This is a genomic window from Trichocoleus sp. AS-A1 (assembly GCF_039962015.1).
In the GTDB taxonomy this organism is placed as follows: Bacteria; Cyanobacteriota; Cyanobacteriia; order Cyanobacteriales; family FACHB-T130; genus FACHB-T130.
Map to the genome: position 1 here is coordinate 1 of NZ_JAMPKG010000044.1, position 24283 is coordinate 24283.

The following is a 24283-nucleotide window of genomic DNA, read 5'->3' on the forward strand; positions in this document are numbered from 1 at the left end:
GAACTGTTGGGCATGGATAAGGAGCGGATTCTCCATCATTTTGCGCTCTTTGATGCGATTCAGATTGTTTCAGGGCGACTTATGTATACACGGTAGCTAGCAGAGGTGAGGGGTTGGGGTGGGGTTCCGAATGCCGAGGAATTATTGGTAAACCGACATAATCTTACCAAGAAGTCCTCTTCCCTCAGCCCTCAGTCCTCTTCAATCCGCCCAATGTTTCGCTCTTTCAACTGCTTTTTGCCACATTGTAAAATTCGCCTGTGCCTGGGTGACTCCCGCACCGGGTTGAAAAGTTCGGTCGATTTGACGACTCGCGGTTAATGTAGTGTAATCTTGCCAAAAATTAACTGCCAAACCAGCAGCAAAAGCGGCACCTTGTGCAGAAGCATCAAGAACGGCTGGACGTTCTACGGGTATCCCTAAAACATCCGCTTGGAATTGCATTAAAAAGTCATTTTGACAAGCTCCGCCATCTACTTTTAGCAGGGAAATGTCGGTGCCGCTATCTTGGTTGATTGCCTGTACAACTTCTTTAACTTGGAAGGCGATCGATTCTAGCACCGCCCTGACCATGTGTTCTCGCTGCACTCCGCCTGTAATGCCGAAAAATGCCCCCCTCGCACTCATATCCCAGTGCGGCGCACCCAAACCACTCAACGCCGGAACGAAGTAAACACCCCCGTTATCCGCCACCTGCTGCGCCATTCGTTCTGTATCTGTAGCCGCCGTAATGAGTTTAATGCCATCCCGCAACCATTGGATGCAAGCTCCAGTGGTAAATATACTGCCTTCCATGCCATAGCCGGCTTGGATTTTTCCGTCATTACCTGTCTGCGTCCAAGCGACAGTTGAAAGGAGTTGATTGCGCGATCGCTGTATTTTCTCTCCGGTATGTGTAACTAAGAAGCAGCCAGTGCCATAGGTGCATTTTAATAACCCAGGGCGATCGCAACCATGAGCAAATAAGGAAGCTTGTTGATCGCCCAAAATTGCCATAATTGGCACCTCACCGCCTAATAATTCCGGCTGAGTGTAGCCAAATAAGCCTAAACTTGGCTGAATTTTTGGCATCAAAGGAACCGGAATTTTAAATAAATTCAGTAGCGTCTGATCCCACTGCCGCGAAGCCAAATTCATTAACATCGTGCGGCTGGCGTTACTATCATCCGTGGCGTGTACCTTACCGCCCGTGAGATTCCAGAGAATCCAGGTATCAATCGTGCCTGCTAAAACATTCTCTAAATCAATGGGGGGATGTTCTCTTTGAATGTCCTCCAACAACCAAGCTAATTTAGTTGCAGAAAAGTAGGCATCTAATACTAACCCCGTGCGATCGTAGATATCTGCTGCATGACCTTGACTTGCAAGTTGATTGCACAGGGGTGCCGTGCGTCGGTCTTGCCAGACAATTGCATTATGTAAAGGTCGCCCCGTGGTTTTGTCCCACAACAGACAAGTTTCTCGCTGCACGCTTAACCCAATCGCAGCAATATCTTTTGCAGTGATGTCCGCCTTCTGCAATACAGTCTGCATCGCCCAACAAGTATCTTGCCAAATTTCTCTGGGGTCATGCTCTAACCAACCCGGTTGGGGATAATACTGAGTGAGTTCTTTGTAAGCAGAGCTAACAATCGTCCCTTCAGCATTAAATAAGATCGCTCGGTTGCCGGTAGTACCGAGGTCTAGGGCGAGAACGTAGGCAGGCGTCGATGCAGTCATTGCAAGCTTTATTAGTAATAAATTGAGAGTTTTTCAACGGGCGAATTAAGCCGAAGTCTCGATCGTCAACGTTGCCAAGAATGCCAAGAAAGCGATCGCTGCTACACGCATCAGACTTTGAGCGTGCAACGTCTACGTTTCTCGGCTTTTTTGTATTCCTCATAACAGACTAACTTCACCCAGAGCCTTTCCTGGGGTAGAAGTTAGCAGAAATCGAGGCAGTTAGTTTGGAGGTAGACTCTCCACGTTCTGAGACTTTGCACAAGTATTTTGCACAAGTATAAGAGTCTGCCAAGAACCAGTTCTCATCAGCAATGCGATCGCATAAATATTCACCCAGTAGCGATCGCTGTCCCAAGCAAATTTTTGAAAGGAGGGCGAAAGCGATGCCCGACGTGACTCAGACTAACGCGACTCAGACTAAGCTAACCGATACCGTGCGCCAGATTGCCCACCCGCTCACAGGTGCCACCTCGGACTACGACCCTTTGATGGAACTTGTTGGCGATGCCCGCTTTGTCTTGCTGGGTGAGGCATCCCACGGCACCCATGAATTTTATCAAGCGCGAGCCGAAATTACCAAGCGGCTGATTCAAGAAAAAGGCTTTACAGCGATCGCTGTCGAAGCCGATTGGCCCGATGCTTACCGCGTCAACCGCTACGTCACTGGTGTCAGCGACGATACCACCAGTAACGAAGCACTCTCTGGCTTTGGACGCTTCCCCGCTTGGATGTGGCGCAACGCGGATGTGGTCAACTTCATTGATTGGCTGCGCCAGTACAATAGCGCCCTCCCTGAAAATGCGACGAAGACTGGCTTATACGGTCTTGACCTCTACAGCCTACACCAGTCAATCGCCGCCGTTCTCGACTACCTTGACAAAATTGACCCAGAGGCGGCAGAACAGGCGCGTCACCGCTACTCGTGCTTTGAAGACTTTGGTGAAGACGCTCAATCCTACGGGTATGTCGCCAACTTCGATGATGAGGAATCCTGTGAGAGCCAAGTTGTCAACCAACTTCTAGAATTGCAACATCGTGCTAGCGAGTACGCCCATCGGGATGGTCGCGTGACAGAGGACGAATTTTTCTTTGCCGAACAGAACGCACGACTGGTCAAGAACGCCGAGGAATACTACCGCTCAATGTTTCGTGGTCGGGTGTCGTCGTGGAATTTGCGCGATCGCCACATGGCAGAAACGCTGCAACACCTCGTCGCTCATTTGGACAAACAAAGCGATCGCACTAAGGTCGTTCTGTGGGCGCACAACTCCCATCTCGGTGACGCCCGCGCCACCGAGATGAGCGCACACGGCGAACTGAATGTCGGTCAACTGGTACGCGAACAGTACGGTCGCGACGCGGTACTCGTCGGCTTCAGCACCTACACGGGAACCGTCACCGCCGCCTCAAATTGGGACGCACCCGCCGAACGCAAGCGCATCCGTCCGGCAGTCCCAGACAGTTATGAAGGGCTGTTTCACGATACGGGTTTGCCACGCTTCCTGCTCCCCTTACGCGACAGTGGCTCATCAATCAAAGGATTGCGGGAGCCTCGATTGGAACGGGCGATCGGTGTCATCTATCGACCCGAAACCGAGCGGAGCAGCCATTACTTCCACGCACGGCTACCCGACCAATTTGACGCCATCATCCACTTCGACGAAACCCAAGCAGTGCAGCCACTAGAGCGTGCCGGATGGGAGACAGACGAAGTGCCAGAGACTTTTCCCTCTGGTTTTTAACTCGCCTCGCAGGAAGTCCCGTCCTCTACCGGATCGAGGGGGAGCGGGATGAAACCCCGGCTGTTGACGATACTCCTGTGACCCATGCCGTTCGTGTAGCGTCTTGAAGAGAAGGCGAGGAAAGAGGAGATGGAGGAAACAGCCAGTTATTAGGCCCCACCCTAGATTTATGAATCGGCTTCTTCCCCGCGAACAGGGACGGCTTCTCCCTGAGACTTTGGTACCGCATTCTAAGCGTGGAATTCTCCTCCAGCACAGCGACTTAGCTAAAACGTAATATATTTAGTTAGGTTTTTTGGAAAAAATTGCGGCATGGGGATTGAGCTACTGTGGAGTGCTGAGTCGATTATTGGAGTTCAGCGCTTTTTTGGGGCTAGCTGGAGTTGGTTCTTTAAGACCCTCACCATACTAGGGACAGTTCCGGCGATCGCAGTGGTCTTTGCTGTGGTGTTGTGGATCTGGGGGCGAGAGCTTGCCTACGGCTTGCTGGGTATTATCCTCTGGGCAACCTTTACAAACGTCCTGATTTGGACACTCTTCCCGGTGCCGCGTCCGCACGACCCGCAGATCGAGATCCGCGAAAAACAAACAGTACCGTCCTTTCCCAGCGGACACACCGTTACTGCAACTACCCTGTGGGGAACGTTAGCTGCGTTCAATCGTATCCCGATCGTGGTTGCGGTGGGTATTGTTGCGGGGGTGATGCTGAGTCGCCTATATCTCGGCGTACACTATCCGGTAGACTTACTCGGTGGCGTGTCGATCGGGCTGATCCTGGTGCTGACTTATCAGCGTTTGTGGTTCGTGCTTTTGCACTGGTTCTCCGGACGCCCCTTTCGATTTTTCTTAATCCTCGGTCTTTCCGCACCCGTTGCAGTGTTTCCTTTCACCGGCTTTTTGCCCCAAGCTTGGGAAATTTTTGGTGCTGCACTGGGTATGGGAATTGGAATGCCCCTGGAATATTGGTACGTTCATTACTCTCCAGATATACTTCCCCTCCAAAAGCAAATGTTGAAGCTGGCGGTCGGTTTGGGAGGACTTGCCTTGCTCGTACTGGTGCCTCGCCTCATCGGCATTTACGGGGTGGTACTTGAGGTGGTGACGTTTGCGATCGCGGCACTGTGGATCGTGTTCTTGGCACCGGCACTGTTTGTACGCATGAAACTATCATCGACAGGACTGACGTAGCCATTCTGCAATCAAGCTGAAAACAGGCAATTGGGATTAAAAAAACGCTCCTTTCAAACGAATTTGCTGGAAGCGATGGATGCTACCGCCTCCCGCTGCGCTAACGCATTCCACACGATTTCCCTGACAAGTCACTTCTGCCCCATCTAGCCAAGCTTGCTGCACTTCCATCCCGTGAAGTTGCACTTGGACACTGGCGTAAGGGAAAGCATACTCCCCGTGTTGTTCTTCCCAGGTCAGTTCTAAACCGTTCTCGTCCCGCACCATCCGGAATCGATCGAGCCGCGATTCTCCATATCCATCTCCGGCGTCGCTGTAGAGGTGAGCTTCGCCGGTTCCTTGCACGGGTGGATAGAGGTGGAGAATCAGTTGCCGATCTTCCTCCATTGGGAGAATACTTCCCGCCCTTACTAGCAGCGGAATCTGCTCTAGCGGTGCATCCAGATTCACCGACTGCGAACCTTCCAGTACGGCATCATCCCAGAAACGATACCAACGACCCTTGGGTAAGAGGACTTCACGCGATCGCGCTTTATCCTCGACAATTGGACAAATCAGCAGTGCATCGCCCAACAAGAAAGCATCCTCTACATCCCAAAGTGCAGATTCATCGCTGTCAGCCCAGAAAAGCGGACGAACTGGAGAATAACCCTTCTGGCTTGCTTCCCAAGCCAATGTATAAAAGTAGGGCAGCAGTCGGTAGCGTAATTGCAAGAATTGCCGAATAATACTCAGGTAAGGTTCGCCATACGTCCACGGCGTGCGGTGTTCAACGTTATTAGAAGAGTGGGTGCGGCAAAAAGTCAGAAAACTTGCCATCTGGAACCAGCGCAGGTAAAGTTCAGCACTCGGATTTCCCTGAAAACCGCCGATATCCGGGCCACTATAAGGAACTCCCGATAGTCCTAACCCCACCACCGTCGCCACCGTCTGCCGCAACGCCGCCCAAGTACACTCAATATCGCCCGTCCAGGTCCAAGCATAGCGCTGGAGTCCCGCCCAACCCGAACGCGAAACAATGAACGGGCGTTGATGGGGTCGATGTTCCCGCAGACTTTCGTATCCCGCCTCCGCTTGCAGCAACCCGTAGATGTTATGCGCCTCGCGGTGGTCGCCCCCTCTCCCTTCCAGGAAATGCCGCGTCGGTTTGGGAAGAGAGCGATCGCCCCAAAGAATAAACGCAGCCGGTTCGTTCATGTCGTGCCAAAATCCCGCCACGCCGACATCTAGCAAGTATGCATACTGCCGACTCCACCACTTGCGTACCGTTGGATTCGTGTAATCGGGGAAAACTGACCAACCGGGCCAAACTGGGGCAACAACAAGCTTGCCGTTGGGGTGTTTGCAAAACGCATCGAGAATCTGACCCTCTAAAAACAAGTTGCTCTGGCGGCTGTACTTAATTCCTGGGTTGAGAATGGCAATAAACTGCACCCCTAGCTCAGCCAGTTCTTGGGTAAAACTTCCTAAGTTGGGAAAACGCTCCGGGTCAATCGTGAAGGCTCGGTATCCCACCTGACAGTCAATATCTAGGTGAATCGCACTCAACGGCAAATTATGAGCCTGAAATGTCTTCGCTTCTTTTCGGACTGCCTCTTCCGTACCATATCCCCACTTCGACTGATGATAGCCCAAAGCCCAGCGGGGAGGCAGAGGAGAACGTCCCGTCAACTCCGTGTAACGCTCTAGTAGTTCCGCAGGAGAGCCGGAAGTAAAGTAGTAACGCAGCGCTCCTCCGTCGAAGTCAGCGGTGGCGACATCCGCAAACGTAAAATTGGCATTAAAAGAATTTTCATAGAAAACCAAGTAACTGCCAGCGGAGTGAAGACCCCAATAAACCGGAATGCAGATATACATCGGATCTGAACCGGGAGCGTACATCCCAGCCGCGTCATAGTTCCACATCCGATAAGTTTTCGGTTGCTGGGTAACTTCTCCTTTCTTTGTCACCTCCCTCGCTGCACGCAGGTTGAGGGAAGAAGCGCGTTCTCCCAAGCCATAAATGCGTTCTTCTTCTCGCAGTTGGGCTTTGTGAATCCATCCCCCATCTTTTCGTTGCGGCGGGAGTTCTTCCCGTATGGTTTGTCCAGAGGCGTCGCAGAATTTCAGGCTGCCATCGATTCCGACGATAACGGTGAGATTGTGGCTCGAAACCGTCCAACCCTCCGCCGTTTCTTCCAGCGTCGTCTCGACTTCCGACCACTCCTGACGAGCGATCGCATACGGAATCGGCGGTATCCCCGGCTTCCAATCCACTCGGACTAAATCGCCAGTCAGAAAACAAATTTCTAACTCTGCTTGCTCGAAGTAAAAATTAGCACCTCGATTGCTTGGCTCGCCCCGCAGTAATTTTCCGGGGTTGTCAAAAGCCTCATCGGCTGGCAGATTGGGAAACTCCTGTTCAATGCGATCGCGCTGGCGAGAGTAGACGAATGCCTGCGGCATATAGCTCACGTAAAGCAGAGAGCCTAGAAAGAAACGTATTTTTAGCGATATTTCTTTGAAGAGAGTCATCGTAATTTATGCGACAAGAAAGCTTAGATTTTCAACCGATTTAAAAATCTTTTTAATCAAGCAACTCTTCAAGAGAAAACCAAATTCATCGCGAGTGATTCATCAATCCTAAGTATGATTTCTTGAATTCAATAGAAAAATTGGTTGATTTTAAAAATATTCTGCCGATTTACAAAGCAAATTCTAGCCAAGCTAGTTCTGAAAGCCTGCTGAAACAGCCTTCCCTTCAGAACCCAGTAATCACAAGGATTATTGCGTCTCTATCTATACTTATTAAATCCAAATCAAAAGAAAATGCTTAGACAAAAACTAGCTAAAAGTATTGAACTTTCTTAGTGAAATCTAAGCCTCAAGATAGGGTATTTCTCTCAACCAACGAGACTAAGCTCAAATAGATAGATTAATTCAAATTGAGGAAAAAATCATGCCAGGTGGTCACGCTAGTCATAAAAGCACTTCACCCAAACCCAACACCAATGCGAATGGTCGGATTGATACTGCTGCCGACCTCTCAGTAGAGCCAGCCGATCTTCTGGATGAAGGTGTTGATGCGAGAAGAGCCGAAGAAGAAAGTCCGGAGAATGCCGCCGCGACTCAACGACCGAATCAAGGCGGATCGGGGCAAGAACAGCAGTAATCGGCATTTATAGACCATTGCCAATTAAGATGAAGGGTGCCCAATAATAAGGGTGGCTAAGGCGATCGCTAACATTACCGGGTATATCGCGAATCCGTTCGACGACAAAAATGCCCCGTTCTTGACCCAAAGCTGTATAGTCGCCGGTAATCAAGGCGATTTGTGCTTGGCGGAGGGATTCAGCTTTTGGGGTATTGCCATTTTCTAGGGCGGTATAGAAAGCATTCATCAGTGCTTGGGTACCGCCATCATCGACCGTCCACAAAGACGCGATCGCCGCCCTCGCACCCGCCTTTTGCATCAGGTACCCAAAGCCTAAAATCTCTTTCCCATCACCTAATTGACCGCCGACTCCGGTTTCACAGGCAGAAAGGACGACGAGATCGGTGTTTTTCAAAGGCCAAGTTTCGACATCGCGGAAATTTGCGCGATCGCCATTGCCAAATAAAATAAACGAATCTTCTGGTTTCCCCGTGACAAAGGCGGCATGAGTCGCGAAGTGGAGGATAGAATAATCGCTGATCCGGGCTAATATTTCCTTTTCGCTAAAGTCCCGGTTGAGTAAACCTGTCGTGCTGGGAAGCATCGCCGCCAAGTTTTCGACTTCCTTCCCTGCAAAGCGCAATCCTCCAAAGTTGAAGTTGCGATCGCCGACTTGAAAGCTGTAATTTCCCTGACTGAACGCACCCGCTAAAATCTTAGGCGCTTGGGGTTTCTTGTCCCACTCGATCAAACTCAAGGCAGTGATATTATTGACGCGGTACTTCTGCACCAACCACTGATTACCGTCATACAAAGCCGCTAGCGGAATGTAGCGCAGTTGCCCGTCTGGGGCATAGATAATCGTCTGGGCGTTCGCTTCTTTAAGGGCAGCTTCTATCGGTTGAATGAGCCAATTGTAGAGTTTTTGAGCAGGTTCTTTCGCATTCGCGTTCGGATTTTTCAAAGCTGAGCGAAAATCGACAATGGTGCGGTTGAGTTCTTCTCTTTTGACGGGGACAGTTTGATGAATCGGAGGCGCGTAGGGGGTAATGAGTACCAGTTCCAAGCGATCTTCGAGAATCAGCGGATAGAGAAGAACGGCATCTTGTGCCAGTTTCTTGAGGTTATCCTGTAAACCTACAAGCATTTGCGGGCTGAGGTTTTCGCCGCCTGTAGTTTGGTTCAGTTGCCCGACAAGGGCGACAATTTGGGGAGAACCGATGAAATCGAGAAATTTTCGAGTTGTTGCCCGCTGAACGGTTTCAATCTGCCGTCGGCGCTGTTCCTGCTGTGGAGTGCGATCGCTTGCGGGAATTTTCTGGAGTTTCTGTAGTTCTTTACCGATTTGGACAACGGAAGCTAGTTCGGTATTGTACTCACTCAAAAGTCGCTCTTCTAAGGGTAGATATTCCACCCCCGGTTTTGTATTTTCGTTTCCTTGTACGGTACGGAGGTAATCGTCGAGTTCTTGAACTTTGAGCAAGTCGAGGACTCGTTGCGCTTCGAGTACCCGGTTTTGTTTCAGCAGGAGATCGGCAAGACGGCGATAGGTAGCTGCAACGGTTTCGGTGTAAGACTGCTGTTGCTCTTTTGGCAGGATTCTTAAATCTTTGCGAATGCCTTCCGTGACATTGACAGATTGTTTGAAGAAAGCGATCGCTAATTCTGGCTGCTTCTGTTCTTCTAAAAGCAAACCAATATTATTGAGGGTTATACCTTCTCCAGGCTTATCGCCAATTTCTTTAACAATCGCTAAAGCTTGTTGATAGAATTCCAACGCTTTTGGATACTGTTTCTGGTCGTAGTAAACTGCCCCAATATTATTGAGGGTTGTCCCTTCCCCCGCCTTATCGCCAACTTCTTTGCGAATCGCTAAAGCTTGTTGATAAAACTCTAATGCTTTCTCGTACTGTCCTCGGTTGTAGTAAATTCCCCCCATGTTATCGAGGGTGGTCCCTTCCCCTGCCTTGTCGCCAATTTTTGTACGAATGGCTAAAGCTTGTTGATAGAACTCCAACGCTTTCGGGTACTGATTTAACTTGCGGTGAACTATCCCGATGTTGCTAAGAGTGTTTGCTTCCCCCGCCTTGCTGCCAACTTCAATGAGAACCGCTAAAGCTTGTTGATAAAACTCCAAGGCTTTTGGGTACTGTCCCAACTCGGCGTAAACTAACCCAATATTGTTGAGGAGCAAACCTTTCCATGCCTTGCCACCAATTTCTTTTCCAATGGCTAAAGCTTGTTGATAAAACTCCAAGGCTTTTGGGTACTGTCCCAACTCGGCGTAAACTAACCCAATATTGTTGAGGGTTGTCCCTTCCCCCGGCTTGTCGCCAATTTCTTTGCTAATGGCTAAAGCTTGTTGATAGAACTCCAAAGCTTTTGAGTACTGCCCCAACTCGGCGTAAACTCCCCCAATATTGTTAAGAGTCACCCCTTTCCCCGCCTTGTCACCAATTTCTTGACGAATGGTTAAAGCTTGGCTAAGGAACTCCAAGGCTTTCGGGTACTGCCCCAGGTTCTTGTAAACTCCCCCAATCTTGTCAAGGCTTGTCCCTTGCCCTGACTTGTCACCAATTTCTTGACGAATAGCTAAAGCTTGTTGATAAAACTCTAAGGCTTTCGGGTACTGCCCCAGGTTGTTGTGAACTAAGCCAAGCTTGTTGAGGGTGTTTCCTTCCCACGCTTTGGCACCGATTTTAGTAAAAATAGCTAAAGCTTGGCTAAAGAACTCTAAGGCTTTCGGGTACTCTCCCAGGTCGGAGTAAACTGTCCCAATGTTACTGAGGTTTGCCCCTTCCCCCGCTTTGTCGCTAACTTCTCTAGTAATGCCTAAAGCTTGGCTAAAAAACTCTAAGGCTTTCGGGTACTGTCCCAACTGGCTGTAAACTGCCCCAATGTTACCGAGGGTTGTCCCTTCCCCCCTCTTATCGCCAATTTTTCTACGAATATCTAAGGCTTGGTTATAGAACTCTAGGGCTTTGGGGTACTCTCCAAGGCTGTTGTAAACTGCCCCCATATTGTTAAGGGTTGTCCCTATCCCTGCCTTGTCATCAATTTCTCTGCGAATAGCTAAGGCTTGCTGATAGAACTCCAGGGCTTTGGGATACTGACTCAGTTTGCGGTAAACTAACCCGATGTTACTGCGAGTGTTACCTTCCTCCACCTTGTCCCGACTTTCCATAAAAATCGCTAAAGCTTGTTGATAAAACTCTAAAGCTTTGGGATATCGATCCAAGTTGTCGTAAGCTAGCCCAATGTTGTTGAGGCTGACTCCCTCGCCTTTGCGATCGCCAATTTCTCGATTAATCGCTAAAGCCTGCTGGAATTTCTCTAAGCCTTCTCGAAATTGCCCCCTATCTAGTTGCTGAAGTCCCTCTTGGTTTAGCCGTTTCGCCTCCGCTGTTCTATCTTGGGTCGTTTGCGCCTGAACTACCAGCGGCTCAAAGTTTGAGGTAAGCGGTAAAAGGGGAAATGTTACCGAAAGCAGTAGAGTCGCAGTAGTAAAGCTGAGGTATCTAAGACGGTAGTGCATTGGGAAGTCCTCTTGCCGATTGGTAGATGGCTTGCTCCCTTATCTATATCTTTATCTGAGCCACAGTTATGTAAAAATTTGCTCAATTATCAAGCACTCCGGTTAGTGGCAAAGCTCATAGCTTGCACCATTGCTAAGCCGAAGGGCACTGACATAAGAACCTTGAGATAAATCTCCGGCTTTGTAGAGATGGGAAATTGCCTACGACTTAATTTAGCGAAATTATTTTTAAGTCGGCTCACCTAACAGCAACTAGGCGAAATCATACCAAATTTTAGGAAAATTATAATTTTTAAACTAGGATTCGCTCTTAACTGAACTGAATTGAGGAATTAAGACTTACAGTTTGGATGGTAAAAGCTTCCTCCTCCCTGTAAGATTCCTCAAAACGATTAGCGATTAATGGGTGCTACGCAATTTAGATTGACTGCGGACGTGACCATTTTGCGAAAAGCGCTCTGCCAAGATTTGTTGATAAACTGCTTCGTAACCATCAGTCATCTGTTGGACGCTGAAGTGGCTTAGCACGTGTTCTCGACAAGCGTAGCGGTTTAATTGGGCGGCTTGATCGATTGCTGCGATCGCTTCTTCAACATTGTGGGTCAAAAAGCCTGTCTTCCCGTGAGCAATCACTTCTGGCGTAGAACCCATCTTCATGGCAATCACTGGCGTTCCCGATGCCATCGATTCAATCATTACTAACCCAAACGGTTCGCGCCAGGTAATTGGGAACAAAGTTGCAACAGCCCCTCCCATCAATGCATTCTTTTGAACATGGTTTGCTTCACCCAAATATTCAATCTGCTTGCCATCGATGTGAGGCTTGATTTCCTGCTCAAAATATTCCACATCAACGACATCCACTTTCCCTGCCATCTTTAAGTGCCAGCCAGAACGCTTCGCAATTTCTATTGCCAAATGCGGCCCTTTTTCCGGTGAGATTCGACCTAGAAAAGCCAAGTAAGGGGGGTTATCCGGCTGGGGGTAAAACTCATAAATCGTTGGATTGATGCCATTGTAAACTGTAGCGACGCAGTTCAGATTTAGTCTGGGTTCCCGCTGGTCATTGGAGATACTAATGAAAGGTTGACGACGGGCGTGCATAAACAGCTTTTCATTGTCTGGGGTAAAAATGCCATGCAGGGTGTGAACAGTAGGCGTTTTTACCAGATTCGCATAAGGCAAGGCAGCGCAGCCCATGTGAGAGTGAATGATATCAAACTTATCTGCTTGCTCGTAGACTCGACTCAATTGCAGCATTTCGTAAATGCTATATTCCTTCACTGAGGAGTCTAAACGGAGTGCCTGTGGATGAACAGATTCTAATTCAGCGAGACTGATGGAATCACCAGATGCAAACAAAGTGACCTCATGACCGCGCCGGACTAATTCATCGCAAAGTAACCCGACAACTAATTCGATGCCGCCATAGGCTGGAGGTGGAACACGCTCCCATAAGGGGGCCACCTGTGCAATTCTCATCACTAACCTCCTAATTGTAGTAAGGTCTAATTTAGATTAGAAGAGGCTCTGTTCTATAGATGTCTTATTCCTTGTGAAGGATTTCGTAAACAGAGGAAATTACTTCACAAGATTTTAATCAAGTTTATTTACTTTTGTAAATGCTACTTTGGACGGAAACTTGGAATCAAGAATGTAGAGATATCCGAACCAAAGAATATAAAGTTTGAGATATAGTTTTGAGACTTAAAATACTTGTATTGTGAGAGTTTTGCGCGTAATAATCTCTTTTTATCTGGCACTATAACAACCCTATTGGAATTGTGAATCAGCAGAACAGATTACCGACTTCTTTAAGGAAGTCGGTAATCTCGCTTTCAAGCATCATTTAGGACTGCTATATCTTTCCGGAAGCAATCGGGCAAAACATAACTAAGAGCTAAGGTGCGTTCCAGCTACCTCCCACTCAGGTCAGTATTAAAGTAACCGATTAGCTTCCCACAGCAGGTTTTGTTGAGGCAGCACAATAACTATCACTCACGACTGTAGAGGTAGAAGACATTTTGACAACTTGTCTGCCAGATTCTCCGGACTGCAACTGTTTCTCCGGATGCATCACAATCTTTTTACAAACAACTTGATGGTTGCCTACATCCGCAAAGCTCCAGATGTAATTTTCAAAGTCACTGCTAGTCGCGTTAGCTGGAGATAGCGCTAACGCAGACAATAACACTATCTCCAAAGTTAATAGAGCTACGATCGCAATTCTCAGCATAGTATTTCTACCGAACTAAAAATTTTCCTCATCTGTATTTCTCTAATTATTCCCTGAATTTTCGTCTTCGTAAAGAACCAGGCTTAACCTGGATTCAGGGAGATGCAACCGCACCACGCTTTGATGAGCAGCTGCAACACTGCTGGAGATTGAAGGCTGCTGTGGGTGTGTATTTCAAAATCTCAGTTCAAGCCACTGATGCGGCGATTGAAGCAGCACTCAACAGACAAATTGGAATAATCCTTTAACTTGTGGGAATGCACAAAGCTGTTATGTGAAAAAATTAACGGCGATCGCACTTGCAGTGATTGCGATCGCGGTTAGTTGTCGTTTCAGCAACAGACGGAATTGCTCCCGTCTGTTGCCATGTCTCTCAGGAGGAATAGAGGATGCGAAGCGCGTTAATTAGGAAGCGATCGCAGATTCAGCTTGAGCCTGGTCGTTATGACCGTTACCTTGTTCGCTGTTCGCTTCTACCGTCGTGGAAGCATTTGTGGAAGCATTTGTTCCAGCGATTTCCTTTGGCATCGCTATAGCGTTATCGCGCATGGCTACGCTAACGCTGCCCACGCCTTGGCTTTCACCCAAGTTGAGTCTGACAACTCGGCGTTGTGCTTCTTCCACCTTAGGCAGCGTCAGCGTTAAAACGCCATTCTGGAAGTCAGCTTGTACCCGCTCGTTTTGGATATGAACCGGCAAAGGAATCATCCGTTGGAATTTACCGTAGCGAAATTCTGAGCGGAAATATCCTTTCTCTTCAACCTTGTTTTCAGAGCAGTGTTCCCCCGAAATTGAAACTGCATCACGAGTCACTTGGACATCGAGATCCTTAGCTTCTAATCCGGGAAGTTGTGCCCTGAAAATGAGGTTGTCATCCATATCTTGAAGTTCAACCAAAGGCGTCCAAGTCATCTCAGACTCGCGGTTGCCTCTTGCAAGTTCCTCAAACAGTTCGTCAAATTGACGGCGTAAGGTTTCTATTTCGCGGAATGGTTGCCAACGTATTAGTGCCATACGTTCAGTTACCTCCGTTATAGACTTAACTCACTCAACGTTATCGTTTGATAGGCTCGCGCACAGCTTCTTTGATTGCGATTACTTAATATGGAGAAGCTGCTTTACCTGAGGCAAGAAAATAGTCTTTTTCAGTAACTGGCTGCACTGCTAATTACTTTGACAAGGCAGCTTTTAGTCACAAGACTTATTTACTTTCCTTAATTTAATATTGTTCTATCCAAAAACTTTTTTCATTAGGGAAAACCCTACCTAGTAAGTAATTCTTTCCACCCATATTGTAGGGCCGCACAACCGCGAACCTTTCCTGCTCGTGTACGGCAATAACGAATGCGTAAAGTGGTCAACACCGTCCCGCTCGATTTCTCTAACTTTATACAATAGCGACAGCGTGAAGGACTCTAACGAGGAATCCTTCCCCCAGATGTTTATGATTTATCTTCCAGTCTCCCTACTTCTATTTATCCTGTTCCTGCTGCTACTACCTTTTCTTTGGTTTGCTTTAGCGGTGGATGTGGTGCAAATTGCGGTAGCCAAGCTAGGATTTTCTCCCGGTATGGCTGTTTTATTACTAACAGCAGTTATTCTGGGCAGCACTATCAATATCCCCCTCTATCGAGTGGAATCCCAAACTGACTTGATCGATGACTTTACCTCCTTCTGGTTAAGGCAATTCTGGGGGATTCCTCTGAGGAAAGTGCAGCGTTCAACTGTCGTAGCTTTAAATGTGGGGGGTGGATTAATTCCGCTAGTTGTGGCGCTGTACCAATTTACCCGTGCAGATCCGCTCTTCATTGTCCTAGTGACTGCAATTGTCTCGCTTGTTAGCTACTACGGGGCGAAAGTGGTGCCGGGAATTGGTATTCAAATGAGTCCATTATTGGCTCCCCTAACCGCTGCGCTGTCTGCCATTGTGATTGCAGGGGTTCATGCTGCTCCTGTCGCGTTTGCTGGGGGCGTATTGGGAACGTTGATTGGTGCGGATTTGCTGCATCTGAAGGCAATTCAAGCAATGACACCAGGAGTGCTAAGTATCGGCGGAGCCGGAGTCTTTGATGGCATTGCTTTATGCGGTCTTTTTGCCTTGCTGTTGACTTAAATTGACACTCCTAGGACGGAAGCCTCTGGGAGTCTCGATTCAGCACAAACGTAAAGCTTTCGCCAGGAAGCCATAAAGTGACCCAGATCGTACTCGTGCTGCGATTGAGTTCGCCATTTCTTGTGATTTGAATCACAAGAGGCGGCTAAAAGAATCACTTTTTGCTATCCCATCGCATCACCAATGACAACCGGAAATTCACCGATATTATAGATATCGAGTTCAAGTCCCAAACGATGCCTTCTATCCAACTTCTCCCCACCGCCCTCTCTGAGTTATTCGCTCAAGTTACTTATTCTGGTTCCCTGACGCTTGCTGACCGCTACGGACTTATGGCAGCGCTACTCGATGATTCGTTGGGTGAAGAAGAGAGAGATGTCATCGACCGTCTGCTTCGCGCCGCGTGTAAAGGACGGCTTTCGTTAGTGGAGCAAATTTCGGCTGTAATGTAGAGAACAAAGCGGACGGGACTCTAGATAAAAAATAATCGGACTCGAAAGAACTCGCTCCTCAGTACACCCCAGATGGGTACTGGGGTTTTTTGTTTTTAATCACTTTGATTTGGCGAATGTTGGAGTTTAAATTAATCTGAGTTTGGGATAAGAAAAGAAGGAGACGTGTAAGCTGAAATGAGTTAAATCTATAATTCAGCCAGTTCCTCCCATATCTAGTGCCAGAAGAACTTTTATAGCACATTGACGATTTGTGCTGCCACTTTGAACCCTAGTGGCGAAAGTCCCAGCTTCAGCAGCCGAAACCTAGAATTTAAGCTGTACAACGGTCGTGCTCAGCGGCAGCAGATCGCCTTTGCATCTACACCAAGATATCTAAACTGTTCGCTGCAACAGAGTGGTTGTACTGCGCCACAGCGGTGGTTGATTTACAGCGTTTCAAGCAGGATGGATGACTTAACCCCGAACCGGGAGGAAGATGGAAAACTCAGAGCCTTGCCCCAACTCCGACTGGACTTCCAGCCGACCATCATGTTTCTCTAGCACAATCTGACGGGCGATCGCTAAGCCTAACCCCGTTCCCTTGCCAACCTCTTTAGTGGTAAACAAATGATCGAAAATCTTAGTTCTAACTTCCTCATTCATGCCTTTACCATTATCATTAATGCGAATTTCAACCGTATTTTTTTCTAGTAATAATGCAGTTTGAATCGTAATTTTTTGGGGATGATGTTCTAATTTTTCAAAGGTTGTTTGCTGTGCCATTTCATCGAACATATCAATTGCATTAGCCAGAATGTTCATAAACACTTGGTTAAGCTGACCGGGGAAGCAATCAATTTCAGGGATATCACCGTAGTTTCGGATAACTTTAATGGCAGGCCGATTTTCATTCGCGTTGAGTCGATATTTGAGAATTAACAGCGTACTATCTAACCCTTCGTGCAGCTTGGCGCTAACTTTGTGTTCCGTATCGGCACGAGAGAAGGTACGCAGACTGGTGCTGATGCCTTTGATGCGATCGGTCGCTCCTTGCATTGAGTCAATTAACTTAGGTAAATCCTCCAATAGAAACTCTAGGTCAATTTCTTGGGCCAATTCGGCTACCGAACCAGTAGGCGGCTGGTGCTGCTGGTAGGTGTCTAAATACTCACGCAGGTCTTTTACATAATCTTTGGCATTATTAATACTGCCGTTGAGGAAGCCGACGGGGTTATTAATTTCGTGAGCAACTCCTGCCACCAAGTTACCCAAAGTCGCCATTTTTTCGTTTTGCACAATCTGAAGCTGAGATTCTTCAAGCTGTTGAGCATAGGCTTGGGCTTGCCGATAGAGGCGGGCATTCTCCAGGGAAATCGCAGCTTGGGCACAGAGCAAATTCAACAACTTCACGCGATCGCGGGTAAAGGCTCCTGTTGCCAGGTTATTTTCCAGATAAACCATACCCAGCAACTTACCTTGGTGCAGAATGGGGCTGCACAGCAGACTCTTGGGCTGTTGGTTTTGGATATACACATCACCGATCAATAGCGGCTCTTGCACGGCGTTGGGAATCACGGCAGACTGCAAGTTGCGTTTGACTTTTGTGACCAGACTGATGGGCACTATACCGCTATCGACAAGCGACTGCGCCGGATGCAGAATCTGCGTTTCGATTTGACCCGATCCCGTAAGCTCTGCCTTAGCCTGAACCGTGAGATTTTGTTCCTCACTCAACATCAAAGCGCACTGCGTCGCCCCTGAGGTTTGTATTACCGTAAGTAAGAGAGTGCTAATTAACTGCTCAAGCTCAATTTCACTAGAAAGAGTTTGGGAAGCTTTGAGGATGGCAAGCAGATCCAGGGAATCAGAAATACTGGTGGAGGAAGTATTCGTAGCGGTGACAGTTCCAGTGGCAAATACGGTTTCGTCAACAGAGAATGGTGTCTGCGTTTGTTGGAGGATGGGAGCCAGTAGTTGAGGATAGCGAGTTTCTAAGTCGGCGAGTTTGGCTTTCGCCCCCCAGCGAGCATAGCCATAATAGGCTTCAATCATATAAGCTTGGGCGATCCGCTCTTTGTTCCAAGCCAAGTAGAATTTTGCCGCCAGTTCATTGGCAAGGGCTGCTTCCTGAGGGTAGCCATTGGCTTTGGCATCGGCGATCGCTAGGTCATACAGTTCTATTGCTTCCGTTTTGCGATCGAGAACGCGATGTTTTTCAGCTTCTACTAGATGATATTTGTGCAAGTAATTCATGGGGCCATAATCTGCCCACTCTTTTAGCTTGGCTTGATTTTCTTGCATTCGCTGCCATCTAGGTTCTGACTCCAACATCGATTCCGGGGGAGTCGCCAGCACGGTCAGGGAATCATAGAAATATAAGATCGGTTCAACGGTACTTCCCATCCCTCCGGCTAAATACTGTCGGGTTTGAGTGGCATCGTATTCCGCCTTGGCAAAGTCTTCCAGCCAGTAATTCAATGTGAATCGATACAGGTAAAAGAAAGATAGTCGGTAAAAATCGACTTTTGCCTCATCCAGAACTTGTTCTTCATAGGCATCCTGGCGTAGGAGAATCTCTTCCTCTGACTCACCCAAAAGAATTTGAGCCGCTTGCCAGTAAGCCAAAACACAGTTTGCTGCCGTGACTTGGTGGAGGTCGCACAACTGTTGGTAATAGGCGCGAATTTGAGGTTCGAGTTCAGCGAGCGGTTGACCGCACCAATAAGCATTGAAGCAGTACAACTGGGCATCGTAGCCCATAAATTCTAGATTGCCAGTTTCCAATCCAGCTTGATAGCCTTCCAGCAGAATAGCCAACGTTTCTCGCAGATGGATCGTCCAGTGACCCACATATCCCCCCATTAACAGGGCTGTTGCGGCTCTAATATTTTTGGCATCTGGCTCTGAGGCGAGTTGGTATCCTAATTGCCCAAACTGAGGCACCTTGGTCATGTCTCCCCACAATATCCTCAGTTGAAAGGCGTAACCCGCGTAGCAGTAAGGGGAAACCGGACTATTGCCAAACTGAATTGATAATTTAACCTGGAGGGCTACGACCAGAAAATAAAGCTTTGTGCCGGACATATAGCAGACGGGGGTCAGTCGCGCTGCATTTTGCATAATCGCGAGCTGCTGAGGATCGCTCATGGGGGGCAGATGAAGAAATGACTCAATGGCGCGATCGCCAATTAAGGCATCAATTTCCTGCTTCAGGAGCCGAATATCCTCTAGCGTTGTTTCGTCCGGCAGGTTCACGCCCAACATTTGGAAGACCGATTGACCGATCGCGATCGCTTCAACAAATTGATTGCGGGCGACCAATGCCTGGATTTTGACTTGATAGACTTGCACCTGTTCTAAAGGCGTTTTCGCATGATGAATTACCGCTTCAATCCACCGATCCATCTGCTCAAAATCGCCCACCAAGAAAGCGACCTCGGCAGCTAAGTCATGTAGGGATAGGGTCTTGTTGTACTGCCGTTGCCAAGCGTCTGTTCCTAGTAGTTCCAGACCTACTTTGGCATATTCACGGGCGGCTTGATAGGCGGTTGCCAGTCTGGCCTTGCGGCAAGCCATGAGGTTGAGTTGGGCGAGTTCGTCCCGTTCCTGTTGTGCCTCAACCAGCGTCGTTCCATAGTTCAACTGATTGACGATTTCAAAAATGCGCTCTTCTCTGGCGGCAGGGGAAACTTGTTGCAGCAACAGTTGCCCGATTTGGTAATGAGTCGTCTGTTTTTGCTCGTTAGGGATGAGAGAATAGGCGGCTTGCTGAACGCGGTCGTGAAGAAAGCGATAGGAACAGTTAAAGGTTGCTGCCTGGTTGACTTCTGCCACCTGAAGTGGTGACGGCTGATAAAACTTATAGACCTCGGCAATCGGTAAAATCACGCCTTCTTGCAAGGCTTTCCAGAGATCGATGGCGGTATCTTCGGGCGATCGCTCATTGACAATCGCCAAAGTCGCCAAATCGAACTGAGCGCCAATGCAAGCTGCCAGCTTCAAAGCAGTCTGGGTTGCAGCAGGTAATTTTTGCAACTGAAGTGCCATGAACTCAACGACATCATCCGTGAGTGCGAGTAACTTCACCGTTGCTAAGTCGCACTGCCAATGTCCTGCCTGGGAATCAAACGAAATATAGCCGTCCTCATGCAGGGCTTTGAGAAATTGGGTGAGGAAGAAAGGATTCCCTTTGGTTTTTTGATAGATCAACTCTGTCAATGGCTGAGCCAATTCAATCGAGCAACTCAGCGTATCTGCCGTTAACTGATTCACATCCGCTTGGCTCAGGGGTTCCAGGGTGAGGGTATGGATCGGGGTTTCAGCTTTTTTGACCTCATCGAGCATCAGCATCAAGGGGTGAGTCGGGAACGCTTCGTTATCCCGATAGGCTCCGATGATGAACAGATAACCGCGCTCGCGCTCTGTCAGCAGTAGCTTCAGCAAGTTCAAAGAAGCGGAATCAGCCCACTGCAAGTCATCCAGGAAAATGACCAGTGGATGCTCTGGGGTGGTGAACACCGTGATGAACTTCTGGAACAACAGATTGAAACGGTTCTGAGCGGCGCTACCAGAGAGTTCGGGTACAGGGGGTTGCGAGCCAAGTACCTGTTCGAGTTCAGGAATTACCTCGATCAGCACCTGACCATTGTCACCCACTGCCGCCAGGATCTTCGCTTTCCAATCTTGCAACTGCACGTCATCACTACTGAGCAGTTGACCCATCAGGTCGCGGAAGGCTTGGACAAAGGCGCTAAAGGGAAGATTGCGGTTGAATTGGTCGTATTTACCTTTGATGAAATAGCCATGCCAACGCACAATCGGCTTATGCACTTCATTGACGACGGCGGTTTTGCCAATACCGGAAAAACCGGCTACCAGCATCAGTTCGGAGGCTCCGTTGGCAACTCGTCCAAACGCATCAAGCAAGGTTTGAACTTCTTGTTCTCGTCCGTAGAGTTTTTCGGGAATCAAAAAGCGATCGCTGATATCCCGTTCACCTAAGTTAAACCAGGCGTGTTTGTTCGCAACACCATACTCTTGCTGGCATCTCATTAGATCGTGCTTAAGACCGAGGGCACTTTGATAGCGCTCTTCCGCATTCTTAGCCATCAGTTTGCGAAGGATTTCACCAAGCAGGATGGGCAAATCTGGGTTGAGATCGCAGACAGAGAGGGGTTGCTTCGCTATATGGGCATGAACCATTTCCATTGGCTCGTCAGCTGGGAATGGTAACTGTCCCGTGAGCAGTTCAAAAAAGGTAATTCCCAAAGAATAGAAATCGCTGCGATAGTCAATCCCCCGGTTCATCCGCCCGGTTTGTTCTGGTGAGATATAGGCTAGGGTGCCTTCTAGAATGTTGGGATTTTGAATCTCTTGGGTTTCGCGGGGTAACAGGGAAGCAATGCTAAAGTCAATTAGCTTAATCTGCCCAGTTTCGGGTTGAATCAAAATGTTGGCGGGTTTAATGTCTTTGTGAATAATTCGTTGCTGATAGAGCTGGTGGAGGACATCCACAATTTGCAGAGCAATTGGCCAGAATTGTTCAACCGTCAGCGGGGAAGTCTGGATGTAATGACGTAGAGAGATGCCACCAATGTCTTCCATCACCAAGGCATAGCCATGAGCATAGGGCTCTAGACTCATCGGTTGGACAATGCCTGGAATGTCGAGATTTTTTGCGATCGCATACTGATTGCGAAACTGCACTAATTCGCTGAAGCTTGGATATTCGTGCCGCAGTGTCTTAATCACCACCGGACATTGCTGTAACCTTTGCACTCCTCGATAGACAGCTGTCCTAGAACCTAGATACAGTTGCTCAACCAAGGTATAGCCAGAAAGTTTTGGGAATTGCTGTACTAGAGGAGTCATTAGGTTTAAAAAGCGAGCTTTAACTTTATTCCTAGGATTCCCTAAAATGTTACGTATGTAACAAATAAGCTAAAAGTACAACTTACTTAATTATTCAGAAACTTTCTATATATCCCTATCGGCAGGAGTGTGAGAACACAGCATTCCTAAGAACAGACTCGATCGCGTGTCGGAGGGAACTGGAGTGAGAGAAGCATTGGCGAATGCGAGTTTTGAGCCAAGCCCAACACTTCTCAATTCGATTGAGGTCAGGAGAATCGGGGGGCAGATACAACAGCCTCAAGCTAGCCTAAACAAGCAGTTGTGCAATGCCTCTGCCATGATGAAACGTCGCGTTATCAACAATTACCACCTGTCCCAGTTCCAGCACGGGGATGAAGCAGCTCTCTAGCCAAGTCTCGAATACCACTCGATTACAAGACCCTTCTACGGTAAATGGTGCCTTTGTCAGATTGAACATTTGTCAGATTGAACACTCCAGGCATCGCAGCCCGGTTAACTTCATGGTGAACCTGCTGTGTGGGTTGATTGCAAGAATGCCATCAGCCCAAGAAACCGTCGCTCGATCTGGACTTTGCTTTGCTCCAAGTTGCTTAACCCGAACTCAGGTTAAATTACCCTCCCCGGTAAAGCTTCGGTTCCGGTCTTTTTGGGAGTAGGATGCAGAAAAAACCTTTGGAAGGAGAAATCTCTGTGTCCTTCAGAAACCCTTTACCCAACTACATTAACGGCGAGTGGTGTGCTTCCCGCGCCACCGAATACCTGGATGTGGTAAATCCCGCTACTGCCGAAGTCTTAACTCAGGTTCCCTTGTCACCGGCAAGCGATGTCGAGGCTGCTGCTGTTGCGGCTGCGGCTGCCTATCCGAACTGGCGACGCATCCCGGCAACGGAACGAGTGCAATATCTATTTAAATTGAAATTTCTATTAGAAGAACATTTAGATGAGTTATCTCGCATCGTGACGCTGGAATGTGGGAAGACGTTTGCTGAGTCAAAAGCAGAATTACAACGTGCAATTGAGAATGTAGAAGTTGCTTGTGGGATTCCCATGTTGATGCAGGGTTACAATCTGGAAGATGTTGCCCGTGGGATTGACGAAATGATGATTCGTCAACCCGTGGGAGTGACCGCAATCATCGCTCCGTTTAATTTCCCTGGAATGATTCCCTTCTGGTTTTTGCCCTACGCGATCGCTTGTGGCAATACAACCATTCTTAAGCCTTCTGAAAAAGTCCCTTTGACGATGCAAAAGGTCTTTGAATTACTAGAAAAGACAGGATTGCCCAAAGGCGTCGTCAATTTGGTGAATGGGGCGAAGGAAGTAGTCGATGCAATCTTAGAACATCCCACAATCCGCGCCATTAGTTTTGTCGGTTCTTCACCCGTTGCCCAATATGTCTACAGTAAAGCCGCCGTCTTTGGGAAACGAGTGCAATGTCAGGGAGGCGCGAAAAATCCCATCATTGTCCTGCCAGATGCGGATATGGAAATGACGACTCGAATTACCGCCGATAGTGCTTTTGGCTGTGCTGGACAGCGCTGTTTAGCGGCTTCTGTGGCTGTGACGGTGGGAGAAGCACGGCACACTTTTACCGAAGCGATCGCAAATGCGGCACAAACACGAGTCGTTGGCTATGGCTTGGATGAGAATGTCCAAATGGGTCCTGTAATTACCCGTCAAAGCCAAGCTCGAATTGAGCAATTAATTCAACAAGGAGCTGATGAAGGTGCGACGGTATTAGTAGACGGACGCAGCGCTAAGATTCCCGGTTACGAACAGGGAAACTTTGTGCGACCGACAATCTTGCAAAATGTCAACCCAAAAAGCGAATTAGCTCGTACAGAAATCTTTGGTCCGGTGTTAGGAGTGATGCATCTAGAGACGATTGAGGATGCGATCGCACTAGTCAATAGCGGTCAGTGGGGAAATATGGCTTGTTTATTTACTAGCAGTGGTGCGGCGGCGCGGCAGTTTCGGTATGAAGCAGAAGCTGGCAATATTGGCATCAATATAGGAGTCGCTGCACCGATGGCGTTCTTTCCGTTTAGTGGTTGGAAAGACAGCTTCTACGGCGATTTACACGGTCAAGGGAAAGACGCTGTGCAGTTCTTTACCCAAACAAAAGTTGTAGTAGAACGCTGGCCTAAAACGTGGTCGCGTCAGTTTTAGTATCTAATGCAATACATTGTCTTTCACAATAAAAACCTTACCCCCCCAACTCCTCTCCTTCAAAGGAACGGCAAGCCGTAAAACCTTTAGCATTTTCCCCTCTCCGTTAACGGAGAGGGGTAGGGGTGAGGTTCTTT

The 24283-nt window shown here is 48.3% G+C and carries 13 protein-coding genes and 2 pseudogenes; 7 read left to right on the plus strand and 8 right to left on the minus strand.

The features are described 5' to 3' along the window. Nucleotides 1-201 precede the first annotated feature (201 nt). Nucleotides 202-1719: a glycerol kinase GlpK gene (gene glpK / locus NC994_RS23950; RefSeq protein WP_190439409.1), complete on the minus strand. Its 1518-nt coding sequence runs from the start codon at nucleotides 1717-1719 to the stop codon at nucleotides 202-204. A gap of 386 nt (nucleotides 1720-2105) precedes the next feature. Between glpK and NC994_RS23955 the strand changes: the two genes are divergently transcribed. Continuing rightward, nucleotides 2106-3464 (plus strand): erythromycin esterase family protein, encoded by a 1359-nt coding sequence (locus NC994_RS23955; protein ID WP_190439481.1) that lies wholly within the window; start codon nucleotides 2106-2108, stop codon nucleotides 3462-3464. A gap of 312 nt (nucleotides 3465-3776) precedes the next feature. After that, on the plus strand, nucleotides 3777-4652 hold the full coding sequence (locus NC994_RS23960; RefSeq protein WP_190439412.1) for a phosphatase PAP2 family protein: 876 nt from the start codon (nucleotides 3777-3779) through the stop codon (nucleotides 4650-4652). Nucleotides 4653-4688: 36 nt separating this feature from the next. Here the strand turns inward: NC994_RS23960 and NC994_RS23965 are convergent, their stop codons facing one another. After that, the gene (locus NC994_RS23965; RefSeq protein ID WP_190439414.1) at nucleotides 4689-7166 is read right to left on the minus strand and encodes a glycoside hydrolase family 31 protein; all 2478 of its coding nucleotides are present in this window, start codon (nucleotides 7164-7166) and stop codon (nucleotides 4689-4691) included. 424 nt (nucleotides 7167-7590) lie between these two features. Between NC994_RS23965 and NC994_RS23970 the strand changes: the two genes are divergently transcribed. Continuing rightward, complete coding sequence (locus NC994_RS23970; protein WP_190412242.1) at nucleotides 7591-7803, plus strand: hypothetical protein; 213 nt, start codon at nucleotides 7591-7593, stop codon at nucleotides 7801-7803. Between the two features lie 7 nt (nucleotides 7804-7810). Here NC994_RS23970 and NC994_RS23975 read toward each other — a convergent pair whose 3' ends face one another. The 4 genes from NC994_RS23975 to NC994_RS23990 form a co-directional block, all read right to left on the minus strand. Beyond that, complete coding sequence (locus tag NC994_RS23975; RefSeq protein WP_190439416.1) at nucleotides 7811-11320, minus strand: tetratricopeptide repeat protein; 3510 nt, start codon at nucleotides 11318-11320, stop codon at nucleotides 7811-7813. A gap of 399 nt (nucleotides 11321-11719) precedes the next feature. After that, a complete protein-coding gene (locus NC994_RS23980) occupies nucleotides 11720-12802 on the minus strand; it encodes a glycosyltransferase family 4 protein (protein WP_190439417.1) in 1083 nt (360 codons plus the stop codon). Nucleotides 12803-13271: 469 nt separating this feature from the next. Continuing rightward, nucleotides 13272-13556 carry a hypothetical protein gene (locus tag NC994_RS23985; protein ID WP_190439419.1) on the minus strand — a complete coding sequence of 95 codons (285 nt, stop codon included), beginning with the start codon at nucleotides 13554-13556 and terminating at the stop codon, nucleotides 13272-13274. Nucleotides 13557-13961: 405 nt separating this feature from the next. After that, complete coding sequence (locus NC994_RS23990) at nucleotides 13962-14570, minus strand: Hsp20/alpha crystallin family protein (protein WP_190439422.1); 609 nt, start codon at nucleotides 14568-14570, stop codon at nucleotides 13962-13964. Between the two features lie 430 nt (nucleotides 14571-15000). Between NC994_RS23990 and NC994_RS23995 the strand changes: the two genes are divergently transcribed. Further along, nucleotides 15001-15669 (plus strand): DUF1614 domain-containing protein, encoded by a 669-nt coding sequence (locus tag NC994_RS23995; protein WP_190439483.1) that lies wholly within the window; start codon nucleotides 15001-15003, stop codon nucleotides 15667-15669. 161 nt (nucleotides 15670-15830) lie between these two features. Then, the gene (locus tag NC994_RS24000; RefSeq protein ID WP_339380513.1) at nucleotides 15831-16121 is read left to right on the plus strand and encodes a hypothetical protein; all 291 of its coding nucleotides are present in this window, start codon (nucleotides 15831-15833) and stop codon (nucleotides 16119-16121) included. Nucleotides 16122-16577: 456 nt separating this feature from the next. Here the strand turns inward: NC994_RS24000 and NC994_RS24005 are convergent, their stop codons facing one another. Both NC994_RS24005 and NC994_RS24010 read right to left on the minus strand, forming a co-directional pair. Continuing rightward, the gene (locus tag NC994_RS24005; RefSeq protein ID WP_190439425.1) at nucleotides 16578-21974 is read right to left on the minus strand and encodes an ATP-binding sensor histidine kinase; all 5397 of its coding nucleotides are present in this window, start codon (nucleotides 21972-21974) and stop codon (nucleotides 16578-16580) included. Nucleotides 21975-22089: 115 nt separating this feature from the next. After that, a pseudogene (locus NC994_RS24010) lies at nucleotides 22090-22416 on the minus strand (transposase); the annotation flags it as partial. A gap of 7 nt (nucleotides 22417-22423) precedes the next feature. On the opposite strand from NC994_RS24010, the pseudogene NC994_RS24015 reads away from it, so the two are divergent. Next, nucleotides 22424-22571: pseudogene (locus NC994_RS24015) on the plus strand (IS982 family transposase); the annotation flags it as partial. Nucleotides 22572-22634: 63 nt separating this feature from the next. Further along, nucleotides 22635-24146 (plus strand): CoA-acylating methylmalonate-semialdehyde dehydrogenase, encoded by a 1512-nt coding sequence (locus NC994_RS24020; protein WP_190439434.1) that lies wholly within the window; start codon nucleotides 22635-22637, stop codon nucleotides 24144-24146. Nucleotides 24147-24283: the final 137 nt, after the last annotated feature.

Excerpts from the sequence above, each read along its gene's own strand:
- NC994_RS23975 (WP_190439416.1), bottom strand. The coding sequence starts at position 11,320 with ATGCACTACCGTCTTAGATACCTCAGCTTTACTACTGCGACTCTACTG.
- NC994_RS23985 (WP_190439419.1), bottom strand. The coding sequence starts at position 13,556 with ATGCTGAGAATTGCGATCGTAGCTCTATTAACTTTGGAGATAGTGTTA.
- NC994_RS23965 (WP_190439414.1), bottom strand. The coding sequence starts at position 7,166 with ATGACTCTCTTCAAAGAAATATCGCTAAAAATACGTTTCTTTCTAGGC.
- NC994_RS24020 (WP_190439434.1), top strand. The coding sequence starts at position 22,635 with ATGCAGAAAAAACCTTTGGAAGGAGAAATCTCTGTGTCCTTCAGAAAC.
- NC994_RS23980 (WP_190439417.1), bottom strand. The coding sequence starts at position 12,802 with ATGAGAATTGCACAGGTGGCCCCCTTATGGGAGCGTGTTCCACCTCCA.
- NC994_RS23960 (WP_190439412.1), top strand. The coding sequence starts at position 3,777 with ATGGGGATTGAGCTACTGTGGAGTGCTGAGTCGATTATTGGAGTTCAG.
- NC994_RS24005 (WP_190439425.1), bottom strand. The coding sequence starts at position 21,974 with ATGACTCCTCTAGTACAGCAATTCCCAAAACTTTCTGGCTATACCTTG.
- NC994_RS23955 (WP_190439481.1), top strand. The coding sequence starts at position 2,106 with ATGCCCGACGTGACTCAGACTAACGCGACTCAGACTAAGCTAACCGAT.
- NC994_RS23990 (WP_190439422.1), bottom strand. The coding sequence starts at position 14,570 with ATGGCACTAATACGTTGGCAACCATTCCGCGAAATAGAAACCTTACGC.
- NC994_RS23970 (WP_190412242.1), top strand. The coding sequence starts at position 7,591 with ATGCCAGGTGGTCACGCTAGTCATAAAAGCACTTCACCCAAACCCAAC.
- NC994_RS23995 (WP_190439483.1), top strand. The coding sequence starts at position 15,001 with ATGATTTATCTTCCAGTCTCCCTACTTCTATTTATCCTGTTCCTGCTG.
- glpK (WP_190439409.1), bottom strand. The coding sequence starts at position 1,719 with ATGACTGCATCGACGCCTGCCTACGTTCTCGCCCTAGACCTCGGTACT.